The organism is Edaphobacter modestus, assembly GCF_004217555.1.
Taxonomy (GTDB): Bacteria; Acidobacteriota; Terriglobia; order Terriglobales; family Acidobacteriaceae; genus Edaphobacter; species Edaphobacter modestus.
Genome location: NZ_SHKW01000001.1, coordinates 5,282,043 through 5,297,875 on the forward strand (window position 1 = coordinate 5,282,043; position 15,833 = coordinate 5,297,875).

At 53.4% G+C, this 15,833-nt stretch carries 13 protein-coding genes; 10 read left to right on the top strand and 3 right to left on the bottom strand.

Annotated features, from left to right (window positions below; genetic code table 11):
• Nucleotides 1-117 precede the first annotated feature (117 nt).
• The 7 genes from BDD14_RS22230 to BDD14_RS22260 all read left to right on the top strand — a co-directional run bounded on the left by BDD14_RS22230 (nucleotide 118) and on the right by BDD14_RS22260 (nucleotide 8,006).
• Complete coding sequence (locus tag BDD14_RS22230) at nucleotides 118-669, top strand: sigma-70 family RNA polymerase sigma factor (RefSeq protein ID WP_130421338.1); 552 nt, start codon at nucleotides 118-120, stop codon at nucleotides 667-669.
• A 6-nt stretch (nucleotides 670-675) separates the two neighbouring features.
• The gene (locus BDD14_RS22235; RefSeq protein WP_130421340.1) at nucleotides 676-1,578 is read left to right on the top strand and encodes a zf-HC2 domain-containing protein; all 903 of its coding nucleotides are present in this window, start codon (nucleotides 676-678) and stop codon (nucleotides 1,576-1,578) included.
• A 445-nt stretch (nucleotides 1,579-2,023) separates the two neighbouring features.
• Complete coding sequence (locus tag BDD14_RS22240; RefSeq protein WP_130421342.1) at nucleotides 2,024-3,196, top strand: Gfo/Idh/MocA family protein; 1,173 nt, start codon at nucleotides 2,024-2,026, stop codon at nucleotides 3,194-3,196.
• Between the two features lie 884 nt (nucleotides 3,197-4,080).
• On the top strand, nucleotides 4,081-5,112 hold the full coding sequence (locus BDD14_RS22245; RefSeq protein WP_242618129.1) for a VWA domain-containing protein: 1,032 nt from the start codon (nucleotides 4,081-4,083) through the stop codon (nucleotides 5,110-5,112).
• A 322-nt stretch (nucleotides 5,113-5,434) separates the two neighbouring features.
• The gene (locus BDD14_RS22250; RefSeq protein WP_130421344.1) at nucleotides 5,435-6,007 is read left to right on the top strand and encodes a CorA family divalent cation transporter; all 573 of its coding nucleotides are present in this window, start codon (nucleotides 5,435-5,437) and stop codon (nucleotides 6,005-6,007) included.
• A gap of 746 nt (nucleotides 6,008-6,753) precedes the next feature.
• Entirely contained in the window at nucleotides 6,754-7,155 is a 402-nt protein-coding gene (locus BDD14_RS34615; RefSeq protein ID WP_423201811.1) for an erythromycin esterase family protein, read from the top strand.
• A complete protein-coding gene (locus tag BDD14_RS22260; protein ID WP_165420196.1) occupies nucleotides 7,053-8,006 on the top strand; it encodes an oxygenase MpaB family protein in 954 nt (317 codons plus the stop codon). Before BDD14_RS34615 ends, BDD14_RS22260 begins: the two co-directional genes overlap by 103 nt.
• A gap of 191 nt (nucleotides 8,007-8,197) precedes the next feature.
• Here the strand turns inward: BDD14_RS22260 and BDD14_RS22265 are convergent, their stop codons facing one another.
• Both BDD14_RS22265 and BDD14_RS22270 read right to left on the bottom strand, forming a co-directional pair.
• Complete coding sequence (locus BDD14_RS22265) at nucleotides 8,198-8,482, bottom strand: hypothetical protein (protein ID WP_207231797.1); 285 nt, start codon at nucleotides 8,480-8,482, stop codon at nucleotides 8,198-8,200.
• Nucleotides 8,483-8,519: 37 nt separating this feature from the next.
• Nucleotides 8,520-8,687, bottom strand: a complete 168-nt coding sequence (locus tag BDD14_RS22270) for an FmdB family zinc ribbon protein (RefSeq protein ID WP_130421348.1) — start codon at nucleotides 8,685-8,687, stop codon at nucleotides 8,520-8,522.
• 302 nt (nucleotides 8,688-8,989) lie between these two features.
• Between BDD14_RS22270 and BDD14_RS32525 the strand changes: the two genes are divergently transcribed.
• Entirely contained in the window at nucleotides 8,990-9,184 is a 195-nt protein-coding gene (locus BDD14_RS32525) for a VOC family protein (RefSeq protein ID WP_207231798.1), read from the top strand.
• Between the two features lie 453 nt (nucleotides 9,185-9,637).
• Here the strand turns inward: BDD14_RS32525 and BDD14_RS22280 are convergent, their stop codons facing one another.
• A complete protein-coding gene (locus BDD14_RS22280; protein ID WP_130421350.1) occupies nucleotides 9,638-10,966 on the bottom strand; it encodes a hypothetical protein in 1,329 nt (442 codons plus the stop codon).
• Nucleotides 10,967-11,380: 414 nt separating this feature from the next.
• Here BDD14_RS22280 and BDD14_RS22285 point away from each other — a divergent pair, with 414 nt between their 5' ends.
• Together BDD14_RS22285 and BDD14_RS22290 are read left to right on the top strand one after the other, a co-directional pair.
• The gene (locus tag BDD14_RS22285; RefSeq protein WP_130421352.1) at nucleotides 11,381-14,911 is read left to right on the top strand and encodes a TonB-dependent receptor; all 3,531 of its coding nucleotides are present in this window, start codon (nucleotides 11,381-11,383) and stop codon (nucleotides 14,909-14,911) included.
• Nucleotides 14,912-15,018: 107 nt separating this feature from the next.
• On the top strand, nucleotides 15,019-15,828 hold the full coding sequence (locus tag BDD14_RS22290; protein WP_130421354.1) for a glycerophosphodiester phosphodiesterase: 810 nt from the start codon (nucleotides 15,019-15,021) through the stop codon (nucleotides 15,826-15,828).
• Nucleotides 15,829-15,833 lie beyond the last annotated feature (5 nt).

Below are 15,833 nucleotides of genomic sequence, written 5' to 3' on the forward strand. Positions count from 1 at the left end.
GTTGCTGTGGATGTATGGAGGTTAGATTATAGGAGACCGGAGGAGTGCAATTGTCTCGGAATTGTCTCGCTTTGCAAGGTTTTGCGAATTCCTTTGCAAGATAGAAAATGATGCTAGATGTTTATCACGGACACAATGGCATCGACTGAAGCTTTCGGGATTGAACACATAGATAGTTTGTACCGCTATGCTCTCGTGCTCACACGTAGCAAGGTTGAGGCCGAAGACTTGGTGCAGGAAACGTATGTTCGCGCCATCGAAGCATTCAACCGGTTGAGGGAGAATAGTAATGTGAGAGGATGGCTTTTCACCATTCTTCGCAATCTCTGGTTGAATGAACTGCGCAAGCATCGCACTCGACCTCAGCTTGTCGAGGTAGATGCCGATAGTTATCTTGTTGAAGGACTAGTGGGGAACATGCGGGATGCTCATGAGATTTTGGAGAGCGAAGAAAATGCTAGTCGCATCAGGGGTGCCATTAGCAAATTGCCATCGGAGTTTCAGGAGATCCTCGTGCTGCGTGAGTTTGAGGAGCTCTCCTATCAGGAGATTGCCACTGTCCTGAATTGTCCGGCCGGAACTGTGATGTCGCGCCTCGGTAGAGCACGCGCTAAGCTGCGGGTTCTTCTTATGGAAGGATATGGCATGCACCAGGAATCTGGAAGGTAGGAGAGCGTGAGCAGCTGCACAGAGTACTACGCGCGAATTCAGCTTTATGTAGACGGAGAGCTCGTGAAAGAGGAGAAGGAAGATCTGTTCTCCCATCTGAAGCTTTGCGTCATTTGCCGACAGTCTTTGGAGGATGCAGAAGCTTACTCCTTGCACATCCGCTCCTGCCGTCCTTCAATAACGGCACCTCACTCCCTGCGAAATGCGGTGCTTACCAGGATACGGGAGACACGCAGCTCTGTCGGCCCTACATCGGTTTCACTCAAACCCGCAAAGGCTGCTCAACTTCAAATGCTACCTGTGGTTGCCGCCGTATTGGTGATGGTTGTTATCGGATTGTTCGTCTTTTCCCGACACCGAAAAGACAATATTGATACGATGGTCCAGGCAGCCGTACTCTCGCATCAGCAACTCGAACAAAACGTTATACCTTTGGATGTCACTTCTGGCTCTTCACAAGTAGTGTCTTCGTGGTTTGCCAGCAGATTACCCTTTCCGTTTCGCATGGCGGATGCCGGCATGGCGGCTGAGGATAAAGCCAAATACAAACTCACCGGCGGTAGACTCGTCACAGTAGGGAACGAGCAGGCCGCTCTGTTGTCTTTCCGTTTGGCTCATGATGTGGTCAGTATGCTCGTCGGCCCGGAACACCTCTCTATTGCCTCAGGCGGTACGGCCATACAATCGAACGGTATTACCTTCCATAGCAACGAACAGGGTTCTCTCCATGTTGTCACTTGGAACAATCGCGGTCTCAGCTACGTTCTTACCTCTTCCAAATCCATGGTTAACACCCGCAAATGTTCGTTCTGTCACGAAGATCGTACCTCAGGGAAAGAGTCCTCCAGTGAAGCTGCAATGTTATACCCGCGTCTCGCGAGATCCTGGGCGAGTTCTCCATCGCATTAGCCGAAACGCAAACATCATCTCCACGTAAATGTGCGCCAATAGCCAGACATAGCGGAATATCTCCCTGTTCGAGTGTCTGAACGAAGCCATTGTAAAGATGGAGATCGGATCCGCAGATGGGATCAGGTACATCATGCCTGCATCTTCTCTTTCCTGTCCGGCAGACGGCTTTTATGGGAACTCCTTGTCAAATATCCTCAAAAAAGGATGAGGTTGGCTATGCACTTTTCGGAAGCGAGGAAACAGCCTGCGATTCGTGATGGTTGCTCATCTTACGGAAAAGGACCTGCTCGACACGACCATGAACAGCACGTCGCCCATGCATCTGACCGGCATTTGTCGTCGGACAAGTCATTCTTGGTCCCACTTCGCGGGCCGCTTCTTGTAAATTGATTTCGACTGGACCTTTGGTACTATCCTCAAAACTCGGATCAATAGGAATGGCATGAATTATAAGACAGATCGTCGCAGTTTTCTTATTGCTGGAGGATTAACCGCGGTTGCTTCTACAAGAGCTTTTGGTGCGAATGACAGGCTCAGGATCGGCGTGATTGGCGCCGGTGGACGAATGCAATCGCTGCTCAGTTCGGCTGAAAATACAGGGCTGCCGTTCGAGATTGCAGCGATAAGCGACGTATATACCCCGCGGCGCGATGAGGTGAAAACCCGTCCATCCGCTGCAATGGCAGCCACGCACGTGGATTACCGCAACGTGTTGGACGACAACACTGTCGATGCCGTCATCATCGCGACACCCGACCATTGGCACGTCCGTATCGCTGTCGACGCGCTGGCTGCAGGTAAAGACGTCTATCTTGAGAAGCCGGTGACTCACACGATTGAGGAGGGAGCAACCCTCGGCCGGGCAGTAAGGTCCAGCAAGCAGATCCTCCAGTGTGGCATGCAGCAAAGGAGCTGGGTTCACTTCCGCAACGCGGTCGATCTTATCCAGGGCGGTTCTCTGGGCCGAATCACACAGGTTCGGACCTATTGGTGGCAGAATTATGGTTCCAGCTGGGCGCCGAAACCGGTCGACGTGGCCCAGCTCGACTGGAAGCAATGGCTCGGCGGAGCTCCGGATCAGCCGTTCAGCCTGGAGAAGTACAACCGCTGGCGGTGGTATTGGGACTTCGGAGGCGGCGCGATGACAGACCTGTTCGCACATTGGATCGATGTGGTGCAATGGGCGATGAAGGCCGACGAACCTACCACGGCCTTCATGCTTGGAGACAAATACATCTTCAAGGACTGGGACTGTCCCGACACCATCCAGGCAGCGCTACGCTATCCGGGATTTGGTGTGGTGTACGAGGGGATGATGAGTTCTTCCATTGACGATGGCGGACTCGAGTTTCGAGGTACGGAGGCTACACTGAAGATCTCGCGTGCGGGGATGAGTATCTTTCGCGAGAATGTGAAGGGAGATCGCAATCCCGTTTCAAGGGAAGAGAGCTTTGAAGACGGGACGACGCCACACATGAGAAATTTCTTTGACTGCATCAAGACGCGCAGACAACCGAACGCGCCGGTTGAAACTGGAATTGCCGCCGCGAGAGCAGGCCATATTGCCAATCTGGCTTATCATCATGCCGGCAAAATAGTGTGGCCGCTGAAATAAGTCCCCCAATTCGCTGTTAGGTTCTTACGGACTTCTGATGTTTTCATAGCCACACTCTCTTGTTGCTTCGCTTTTATTTCGCCGACAAGAAGCGGGAAAGATTGCCAGGCTCTTGAATATGCAATCGAGGTTGTGCGTGGGTCGATATGGCTAACCAGACCAAATGAAAGATACTGGACGCTGAAAATAGCAAATTCTAGCTCGAAGTCGCATAATTGAGGCATTCGCATGTTTGTTTTGTGGTTGTGTAACTCTTTCTGCCAGGTGGTTTAGCATGAAATGTCCAGAATGTTATGGACAGGACCTTCGACATTCGCGACGCCGAGGATTGGATCGACTTCTGACGCTGATCTTCCTCTGCCCTTTCCGCCGTATGAATTGCGACGCTAGATTCTACCGATACCGACCGAGCAGTCGTTAGGGATGTCGGCCCTGCTCCTCTCTCGCCATGGCGAAACATTCATACCCACAGCCATCCCCAACCTCTTGCCTGAGCGAGAATACAAAGGGCATCTCGAGACCGTGACCTTCAGTTGCCACGGATGGCTATGCCACTTGCACGTGTTCGTGCACAAGCGTGAGCACTCCGCGAAAGACTTTGCGAAGATTGTACCGGCCTGATATTGCGCAGTATATCGGTGCGGACCCGGAGCGGGTGAATGCCGATGCTGCCAGGAATGGTGAGGCAGGGACGAATGCGCAAGGGTTTCAATGGTCCGGGGGAAACATCCTCAATGATGCGTGTAACAGAGATGATGATTGATTTGGTGGGTAAGACTCCGATCGCTTTCCGGGGAGGCCCATTACAAGACAGATCCAGCTTGTACTACTAAGGGTTCTCGGGAGCAGGTCCGTTTACCCATCGTTCCGGTAGAATCAACCGCGTGAGAGTCACCTTCCGCAACCAGCCTGCACCCCGGCTAGGCGCAACCACTACCATCGTCCTTACTCTCCTCCTCAGCGCCTCGCCTCCAGGCTCCCAGGCCGCCCCTGTTTCGCAGTCCCCTGTAGTTGTTCGGCAGACCTCGCCCCCTCTACAAACTCCTGACCCCGCGAAACCTTCCTCCATCGGGCCCATGACGACTATCAAAGTTCAGGCCAACGAAGTAAACCTCATCTTCACCGTCACCGACAAAAAGGGCCGCTTCATCACTGGCCTCAAACGCGAGAGCTTCGGTCTGCTCGACGACGGCCGTCCTCCGGTCGCCGTACTCAGCTTCACCCAAGAGACTAATCTCCCTCTCCGCGTCGGCATCATGCTGGACACCTCCAGTTCCATCCGCCAGCGCTTCCAGTTCGAGCAGGACTCTGCCGTCGAGTTCCTGCATCAGATACTGCATCGCGGCGACCTCGCCTTCGTAGAGGGCTTTGACATCAAGGCCGACTTGGCTCAGGGCTTCACCGACAACATCGCCCTTCTCAATCAGGGCATCCGCAAGCTGCGCCCCGGTGGCGGAACAGCGCTCTTCGATGCCCTCCACAAGGCCTGCCGAGACCAGATGCTTACCCTTCGAGAAGAAGGTGCCTTCCGCCGCATCCTGGTCCTTGTTTCCGATGGCGACGATAACTACAGTCGTTCCCAGGCGTCCGACGCTATCAAAATGTGCCAGCGCGCTGAGACCCTCGTCTACGCCATCAGCACCAACATTAGCCCCGGCAAAAATAGGGGCGACGAGGTACTCCGCGTCATCTCCGACGCCACCGGTGGTCAGGCCTTCTACCCCGTCCGCATCGAGGATGTAGCCACCGGCTTCAACAAAATTGAAGAGGAGCTCCGGAGCCAATACTCTTTGATCTACCGCCCTGCGGCCTTCAAGAATGACGGTTCCTTCCGCACCATTAACCTCCACGCCTTCGACCGCCGCTACAAGGTCCGCGTCCACACAGGCTACTTCGCTCCCCGCCCCACCGAGTAACTTCTTGCCCGATCGGTCTCATCTCAAGCGCAGTGTTCTTCCAGTGGCGTGTACTCAGATTTGCCGCAAAATTCTGGGATGGATAGAAGATAGCCAGAAGCCAAACAATAAAACCTTCCACTCTGATTAGAGAAATGATGGGCAGAAACGGCTTCCTGTTGTTTATGCTTTTTGCACGGTCAGGCCATTCTACGGCCAACTTCACACGACATAACCTGCATCTACCTATTCTTCCCTTATGTAGCGCACCACATCCAACAGAGGTCTAGCGGGTGAAGACAGTGCTAACGTAGCGTTTGCTGCGGAAAATACCGCGGGTTACATGCTGAACATTTACACGTCCCGGGACGGTCTCCTGCATAGGCTCGATGGCTCCGCCGAGCCCACTCGACTGGCGGATGCAGTCTGGATCGACATGATGGAGCCTACGAAAAAAGAGGAGCTTGCGGTAGAAGCACTTATCGGGATTGACGTTCCGAGCCGCGAAGAGATGCGTGAGGTCGAAAGCAGCAGTCAGCTCTACCACGACGGCGATGCGATCATCATGACCATAAGGATTCTGGGCGTAACCGCCAGGCCATCGCCTGTACTCATTGCCGCTACCTTCATTCTTACGCCAGCGAGGTTGGTCACGTTGAGATATGCAGACCCAACGCCATTCAAGAACTTCGTTGCGCGTGCGGCGAAGGAAGGCGGGTATCTGACATCTTCCTATGCCGCTATGTCTGGCTTGTTGGAAGCAGTCGTCGGTCGCGTGGTGGATATTTTAGAAGGGATTGGCGATGAGCTCGATGAGGTTTCCGCAAAGCTGCTTCTCGCAGAACGAAGCAATTACCCAGGGCAATGCCAATACGGACCTGCAGGCCGTCCTGAAGAGAATCGGGCGCAACGGTGATCTTGCTTCACGGGCTCGCGAGAGTCTTCACAGCATTTCTCGCGTCATGCCCGTCCTGCAGCGTGAACAAGCCTCGATATCCTGACCGTCCGCGTCGAAGCGAACATAAGGGATGCCCGGCCGTGAGAGCTCGAGCATGATGGCGATGATCGCTCGCTGAAACCAAATGCGACAGCGTTCCTCTTAAAGCGTTCAACATCCTCCGGATTGGAGGACAAAAGAAGAACGACGTAATTCCGTCATCATGCTCCGCCATATGGTGTGCAGCCGCCGGATTCGTCATCAGCTCCCAATCGGTTTCGCTTACGTAGACCATTTGAGATATCGGCATATTGATACGTTGTGAATTTCACGTTGCCTCGATGTCCTCGATTGAGAAAAAAGCCGATGCTGAATCAGCACCTGCCCTATTGAGTTCTTGGTTCTTGAGTGGCCGACTCCCCAGCCTTTGTTTGTAAGAATCAAAGCCGCAGTGAAACTGCGACTTATTCGCATTTGCGAGCGGGGCTGTGATGTCGGGAAAATGCTGCTTGGATCTTCGGCTTCTGCGCCCAATCCCGAGTAACTTTCACGTCGTAGGTATAGGTGACATCGGAGACCGTTGGACCCATCATCGAAGCTGGTTCCGTCCACTTGACGATCTGGCTCACCTTTTTCGGACCATAGCAGAGTTGCTTTCCCGCCCGGAACTTTACGTCTTGCAGGACTAGGACGCGTAGTTCACCCAGCTAAATATTCTTCTTTTGTTGCACAACGGTGGCGTGATTCAGGCTTTGAATAAGCCACGTTTTGAGCGGGCGATCGGTGTGATTTATCGGCCGGAAACGGCACGCCTCAGTCGTTGCTTTCACGGCCGGCTGACCGGGCAGTTCGATGCTTTTATCCATATCGATAGGGCGATGGCGCTCATTCCATTCGAACCTACCGGAGCTCGGGAGGCTAGCGAGGTGCCATGGAGACAACGCCGTACAATAGAACGCCGTTCTGAATCTAAGGGAGTATGGAAACTAGTCGTTCACCCGTATCCAGAGAAGACATCTCCCAGTTGTGGACTACTGTCGCAAATCGTATCTCTGACCCACGTACTGGCATCTTCGGACCATCCTCGATTGGCTGGAAGGTCAATCGAGAATCAGCGTTGTTTTTAGGCGCCGGACGGGCAGCGTTGCTCCAACTAGCGCATCCCTGGGTTGCGGCAGCGCTCGATCAACACTCAAACCTCAGGTCAGATCCACTTGGGAGATTTCACAACACCTTCCGTGTTGTGTTCACCATGATATTTGGCACCCTCGAGCAGGCACTAGCAAGTTCCCGCTACCTCTATCAATTGCATACACGTGTCCAGGGAGAGATTTCCGAATCCGTCGCCGTATACGGGCGCGGTTCGCATTATGAGGCAAACGAAGTCGAGGCACTTCGCTGGGTCTATGCGACGCTGGTAGAGAGCGCCTTGCTCGCATATGAAAGCGTTCTGCCACCACTCTCACTCGCTGAGCAGGAGGCGTATTACGACGAGAGCAAAACGTTGGCGACGCTGTTCGGAATACCAGCGAGTGCCTTGCCTGCGGATTGGTCTGCCTTCAACGCCTACAATCGAGCGATGTGGGCATCGAACACGCTTGGTGTGAACAAGCTTTCGCGAGAGATGGCGCACCGTATACTCCACGGCCGCGGATCCTGGGTACCGGTTCCACATTGGTACCGTGCGCTCACAGCTGCATGGATGCCTGATGGGCTCCGCGAAGCGTTTGCGCTGCCGTACAGCGAGCGAGAAGAACGTGCCGCGGCTTGTGCCCTGCGCTGGCTGCCGCTCTTTTACCGAAGGATACCCGGTACTCTCCGGTATGTCGGGCCATATCAGGAGGCGCGTGCGCGTCTTCAGGCCCGCAGCGTTGGCCTTCTCACCCGCGCGAGCAATCGCTTCTGGATGGGGCGGCCGAGAATGCTATTCCCCAAAACCAATACTAAGGGGACGATGCCGGAACCCCGTTCGCAGTGACGGTAATCCCCGTAGGCCAAAACCTTGCGGTCAAGTCCCTGGGAAAATAGGGAACGCTAACCGACGGGAAACCCGAAAGCAACCGCTTAGCTTACTGTTTGCCGACGCCCCATGAGTTATCGCACGCTGGCTAACAGGTCACGTGGAGAATGGCGTTTGCCGCGGACTCCTTTTCCATTAGCCGGATGGCCTCACTGGTCGGTACGATGACCAACTCGACGTGGCGGCGTTCCGCCTCCCGTTTCACTTCTTTCATAATTGGCAAACGCCCACGCTCCGGTGCCGATCACAAGCCGGTGGCATTTCCAGGGTATCTTTTCTTCGATGGACAAGGGTGTATGTCCAAACTCGTCACGGAATCTCTTGGACGGCGACTTCTTGCGTTTGCGGATCTCCCCGCAGTCGATCACCACGTCCTGCTCGTACGTGGTGCCGTCGATCCGGAGGGCGCCGAAGGAAAATTTGTAGAAGTGCACACGCACCTCCCCGTACTGTGTTTGGGCGCTGCTGTGTTCAGGCGCTCTTCTTCGAAGTGACGGCAGAGAAGGCAGACCAGCACTGTTCTACCTCGTGACTGCCGCAGTGCGGGCAGGCGGTCTTTTCCGCGTCATGCTCTGCCATGGTGAGAATCTTCTCGAATGTTTTTTTGCAGGCTTTGCAGAAGAACTCATAGTGGGGCATACAGACCTCCCGCAGTCTAAGAAGTGGCTGCAGCTGGATTCTAAACCCGTGGCTGGAGCAGGTTCAATCGTCACCCGATGCCCTCCGAAAAGTAAATTCGACGTACACTGCCGACGTATGGCGCCAACAATTGAAAGGATCTCTGCGATCACGTTTCGCGTCTTGAACATGCAAGCGTCGGTGCAGTTTTACCGAAATGTGCCCGGCATGAGCTGCTTTACGGCGGAGAAGAGGCAAGTTTCTCCTCGCTGCAAGCGAACAATTCAGAATCTGCGATTCTAAACCTCGAACAAGGTGACACGATGCCGCGGTGGGGCCGGCTGATCTTCCACGTCACGGATGTGGATGCGTTCTGGACACATCTGAAGGAGAGAGAATTCCATCTTGAAATCCCACGCGACGCGTCCTGGGGCGAACGCTACTTCCACATGCTCGATCAGGACGGCCACGAACTGTCGTTTGCTCAGCCGCTGCAAAGAGTTGGCCAAAAGAAATAAAGAAATGTACTCAGATGAAGTGTGTTGGCGGCAACGGTCGGTCAGAGGCGCCGTGCCTCTCCGAGGTTGTGCCTCGATCGTGTGGAAAGTACTCTTGGTGTAGCAAGGAGAGCCCACCGGTGAGACCATCATAATGATCCGAGCGTTAGGTCGATCCAAATGGGCCTGAATCGGAAAATCGATACATGGGGGCTGGAGTCGGTCGAGGTGCTTAAGGGGGCCTTCGTCAGCGGTACGGGCAGAGTGTGCTCGGCAGGCTGGTTCAAGGAATGAAGAACCTGATATCGCCAGTTGAAAAATACCTCTGTCCACAGACTGGCGAATACCCCAATCCGTGGGCTGTTTGAATTGCATCTTATCGTGCCAATGAGACCTCGGATGTCGATCAAAGCTTTCTCAAATCGAACATCTTGCCATTGGAGACCAAACAAATCGCCCTCTTACATCAGCGGGCTAAGGATACGTACGCCATGCCAAGACGATCGGACGCGATGCCATCCCATTCACATCCATCGTCTGAAGCAAGATCTCAAAGTGTGGAAGTCGAGAGTTATTGCCCGAAAACTCTCTGAAGAGGGTGTCGAAGTCCTTTCCGCTCGTAACAAACTCAGCCGCGGCATCTGTGCCAGCAAGCGTAAACCCCTGGACGAGCAGAATATTCCCGTTTCTACCTAAATTAGGAAGAAATGAGATTGCAGCTAGACCGCGCTTTTGCGGATCGTCGTTTCTGAAAAAATACTCTCTTTTTTCACCATCTCTCGGCTTTAGATTCTCCACACGCAATGGCCCCAATGATGGGTCGTCATGCAGGATGAAATTCATCTGATGATCTATCAAACGAAGCCAAGGGTCGGCGATGAGTGACCCGGCAAGAATAAGGTTGGACTGCTTGAAATCTTCCAATTGAAGATCACGAACGTAACGTATCTGTGTCCGATCTGGAAGGGCTTCAGGGAGTCTAGCCAACGCAGCTGCAAATTTCAGATCCGCCATTGAGGTATAACGTCGACTCTCAACCTCCTGCAATAGGCGGCGATCGCAAGGCTTATTACATATCGCATCTGTTCTATAGCGACCACTGGCATATTCAGCCAGATCGACGGAATGACCTGCGATCAAGTTTCCAATCACCAGGGCGACATCTGCTGGAACGATGAGCGTGTTTTGATTGTCGCGGAACATCTGAGACCACAGTTTGTGCGTTGGGGTTTCATTCCGCACGGCTAGATGAGCAGAGCGGAGATGGACCAATGCGAATGCAAGACCTTCTACCACCACGCAGAGGGTCAAGAAAATCGCCAGAGCTTTGTAGTTTTTTTGTGCAGTTGATTCCGGCACTGCAACAGGAGGAGCTGTCTCTAAGCGTTTTAAGTTAGCCGAATCGAGATCAAAGGAAGCTAACGGCGATTCAGGCGCCACTCTTTCGAACACGGCAACGTAACTACCTCGCGGGACGCTCACACGAAGCGTCTCAAAAGCTCCTTCTTCGCGAAAGTAAGATTCGAGCCGGATTCTTAAACGGCTCGCATGCGAGCGGACAATGTTGTCGTCGCGGGGATCGTAGCCTACTGCGCGTTCAAAGACGACCTCTCCGATGATCTGTTCGCCAAGTTCCGCGCCTCTGCCGCTGATGCTTTGTCGACAGACATACATCAGAAGGCTTGAAAGCCGCGCAGACCGCGCGAATGCTGGAGTCGCTACGATTCTCTCAACTAACTGCCATCTCGGATCGCCTTCGAGGGAGTGGGTTGGAGAATCGGCCTCTTTGGTTGCATGCGTCATGTCATTTGAACTTAGAAAAATTATAGAAGGGACCGTTATGGAATTTGTGAATACATGATGAAGACAGACTGCTTGCGTCTATAACCGGGGATTTCACCAGGTAAAGACTGCAATGCAATCGAAGATATCCAATGGACTTATGCGTTGCGACAGTAAAAGTACAGTCAAGCCACCTTGTTTTTGTGATTGGCACTGCCTAGTTTGATTTCAGGAAAGCCGATCCCTCAAACTCTACGAACAATCCCAACCGCAAGCCTGAACCGAGGAGCCATGCGGTGATCGCTGCAGTGTGTCCGATGGAAGGGACGTTTCGAGGTGTGATGAGGCTCGGTGCTTTCCACTTTCGAAGAAATGTTAATGCGCTGTGAAAAACAATTTCATCTCCACGATTCTTGACCTGATTCAGAGGATGGTATGCACCAAAGAAAACTCAAGTCTGTCTTGCCTGAACGACTTTACCCGGTGATCCGATTCGTGCTCGTGGTTGGCTTTATCTATCTCGGAAGCATGTCATCGGCGATGGGGCAAAGAATTACCGCCTCTCTCGTAGGAACAACTCGCGATTCGAGTGACGCAACGATACCTGGTGCGACGGTAACGGTGACCAATACAGGTACTCACACATCGACAACCGTAAAGACGGATGGCGAAGGACAGTTTGTCTTCTCGAACCTGCCTCCGGGCCCTTATAGCGTCCTTGCGGAGGCGACAGGATTTAAGCGCTTCGTTCGGTCTGGTGTTGTCCTGGACGTGGACCAAACCGTCCATCTAGACCTCACGCTGGAGATCGGTTCGACGGCGGAGACGGTTGAGGTCAACTCTGCGGCTCCGCTGCTCGAGACCCAGACATCGGACGTTGGCCAGGTCATTAATAATACAAGCATCGAAAACCTTCCCCTGAATCAAAGGAACCCATTCAGCCTGATACTCCTGGTTCCAGGAGTGACTGGAACCGTCAATTCCACATTCACCGGTATGCAGTTTAACGTAAACGGAGGACGAGCCGGCTCGAGCGATGTGCTTCTCGACGGTGTTCCTTCCGCTCCTCCGACCGATGATTCTAACTCGCTGGCGATCTTTCCTTCGGTAGACGCCACGCAGGAGTTCAAGGTTCAGACCAGCAACTTCTCGGCACAGTTTGGGAATACCGGTGGCGGCATCATCAATGTGGTCTACAAGTCTGGAACCAACAATCTGCATGGAAGTGTCTACGACTACGTCCGAAACTCATATCTGGATGCGAATGATTTCTTCTCCAATCAGCAAGGGGTAAAGCTGGCAAGTTTCAAGCGCAACCAGTTCGGCTTCAGCCTCGGTGGACCTGTCTATATTCCCGGCCTGTATCACGGACGCGACAAGACATTTTTCTTTGTCGACTATGAAGGCCTACGTCAGGGCAAAGCCACCTCGGTCTTGACGACCGTACCGACCCTGGCGGAACGCGCCGGAGATTTTTCGGCAGATGTTACGAACAACGGCGCGCCAATCATCGTCTACGACCCCAAGACGACGAAAGCGACCGTTTCTCCCACGGGCGCTACCAGCTATTCCAGAACGGCCTTTACGGGAAACAAGATCGATCCTTCTCGGTTCGATCCCGTTGCGGTCAATATCCTTAAATATTTTCCTCTTCCTAACCGGCCCGGAACGTTTGGTCGTAACAACTACTTCGCGAATAGTTCGGCTCCGTACACCATCAACCAGTACGACATCAAGGTCGATCAGATTCTTTCCAGCCGGCAGCGTGTGTCGTTCCGGCTCTCCAAGAGAAATCCTGTCTCAGGATTCGCTCCGCTCCTGCCGCCCGAGATTGCAATTGCACAGCCTTCTACAACCAGCTCGCAGCCGGCGATTGGAGCAGGCCTTGACTATAGCTTTGCCAAAAGTCCTACCTATATTTTTGAGTTGAGAGCTGGTGTCAGCCACGTCTATCAGAACGCTGTAGCTCCTTCCAGCGGATTTGATCCAACCACCCTGGGCTTTCCTGGCTATCTGGCAGCTTCGGCGCTTGCTACTTCCAGGAGTGCTCTCACATTCCCGGCAATCAGCCCTGCTGGATATCTTCAGATTGGAGCTGGAAGCTTTGGTTCCATCGGTACGGCGGGTTATCTGGCCGATACATTCCTTATCAATAATACGAAGATCATAGGACACCACACTCTCAACTTCGGTGGCGAGTTCCGAATTCTTGCCAACAACGACAACCAGGTGGGGCAGGCCTCAGGCAACTTCAGCTTCGGCACGAACTTTACTCAGGGACCCAATGCTCTGACGGCTTCCAGCACGTCGGGAGACGGATTCGCCTCATTCCTTCTAGGGCTTGGATCGGGAACCGTCGTTCACTACTTCAAAGTAGTTAATACGGTCAGCCATTACTTCGCGGGTTATCTACAAGATGATTGGACTGCGACCGACAAGCTCACGCTCAACCTTGGGCTCAGGTACGATCTCTTCGTCCCGAGAACCGAGCGGCACAACCAAACTACCTTTCTCGACCTCAATGTACCCTCTCCTCTCGCCGCGACTTCAGGCCTATCCGGCCTGAAGGGAGGCTTGCAGTACGCCGGTGTAAATGGCAATCCACGCAATGTAACCGACCCGGAGTATGCAAATTTCTCGCCCCGTGTGGGCTTCTCCTACCATCTGTTCCGCCCGCTCGTGATTCGCGGTGCCTACGGCATCTTCTTCACCAACAACCCCAACCAGGCAGCGTCGACGATTCAGAACACTGGCTATCGTACAAGCACCTCCTATCTGGGAACAATTGACGGAGCTACACCCAACAACTACCTCTCGGACCCATTCCCAGGAGGCGTCTTTACTCCGGTAACCGGAAGCTCGCTCGGTCTTCTCACAAGCACCGGCGCAGGTATCTCTGCCAGCATTCGCAAGCAGCCTTCGCCCTATACGGAAAACTACAATCTCGGGCTTGAATATCAGTTGCCGCAAAGCTGGTTAGTTGGCGTGTCGTATGTCGGTAATCGTGGGCTTCAACTGCCTTACGCTCCGATCTGTAATCAGCTTCCCGATTCAGCCCTGGCGCTCGGCGGTCAGTTGTTGACCTCCGTTCCCAATCCTCTTAAAGGGCAGGTGCAGATCGTTGGCCCCATCTCCGGCGCGACGATTCAGCGAAGATATCTCCTGTCCCCCTATCCTCAGTTCACAAGCGTGGGGGGCATTGTCGTTGCAGGAGCCATCTCGCGTTACGACTCTTTGCAGGTCCGCGTCGAGAAGAGATTCAGCCAGGGTGCAACGCTTCTTCTGTCCTACACGGGAAGCAAATCTCTGGATGACAACTCCGTTGGTTTCGCGGGCAACTACGGCACCAATGGCGTATATCAGGATGCAAGCATCCCGCTCAAGCAGGACTCTTACTCACTTTCTACTTTTGACGTCTCTCGCAACCTAGTTATCAGCGGCGTCTACGCTCTTCCTTTCGGTCGCGGCAAGCGTTTCGGTGGTTCCTGGAACCGCCTTGTAGATAACTTGCTGGGTGGATACCAGATGAATGGAATCCTATCGGCTCACAACGGAAATCCCTTGGCGTTCTCTGCCAATAACGTTGCCAATATTTTGAATCCCGGCGAACGTCCGAACACTAATGGTCAGGATGCAAGAATCGACGGACGAGTGGAAGACAAGCTGAATCGATATTTCAAGACATCGAACTTCTCTCAGCCTGCCATCTACACCTTCGGCAACATGTCGCGCACATCGGGTTACCTACGGTCTCCCGGACTGCGTAATCTTGATTTCTCGATCTTCAAGCAGTTCTCAGTCAACGAGAACGTCAAGACGGAGTTCAGAGCCGAAGCGTTCAATGCCTTCAATACACCTCAGTTTGGAGCTCCCGATACCAGCGTCTCCAGCGCAACTTTCGGCGTGATCTCTTCGCAGATCAACGCACCTCGTCAGATCCAGCTTGCTCTGAAGATTATGTTCTAGGCCATCTCTCAGAGTGATCCATTCCAGTATGAGGAGGGCCAAAAACTGCCTTCCCCACAACCTTCTTCATTTTGATCTGAAGATCGATCCAGCCCCTGAGGATTCATATGTTCAAAAGAAATGCACTGCGCTCCACTGTCGCCCACTGGTCTATTGCTCTGATCCTTGCATCGTTCACCATGGCCGACGCTTACGCGAAGGAACCTATCAAGATCATTGGTCACCGTGGAGGCGTTGTAGATGACCGCCATCCTGAAAACTCCGCCGGAGCCGCGAAAGAAGCGATCAGCCGAGGTTACTGGATGCTGGAGATCGATCTCGACGAGACCAAGGACGGTCACATCGTCGTGCACCACATGTCTTTTAGAGATTTCGGCGTTCCCCGGCTGCCGAGCCAGTTGACGATGGACGAGATCAGCAAGCTGACATCTCCCGCAGATCAGTCCCACCCTTTAGAGTTCAGCGAATTTGCGGCTCTCTGCAAAGGCAAGATTCAGCTCATGATCGACACAAAACAGCCGGGCCATTCGGAGGCTTACTACGAGTCGATGGAACAGACTCTTAAGAAGAACGGCCTTCTGAAGAACGCTCTATTTATCGGGACCGCTGAGACACGCGACTACTTCAAAGGCAAAGCCATGATCAGCATGAGCGAAGGCGAGTTGGTAAAGAAGTTGGATTCGGGCGAGGACCTCTCGAAGACCTACTTCCTCTTTGAGCACGGAACATCACTCAACGAGAAGAGCATGGAGCTTGCCAAGCGTGCGGGAATTCCCGTTGTGGTGTCGATCAATGAATATCACTATGCGGCGAAGCCCGATCCGATGGCAGCAGCACATGCCGACGTTGAGCGTGCACGTCAGCTGGGAGTAACTTACTTCCAGATTGATTCCCCCTACGATATCTGGCTGCGCTAAATTTG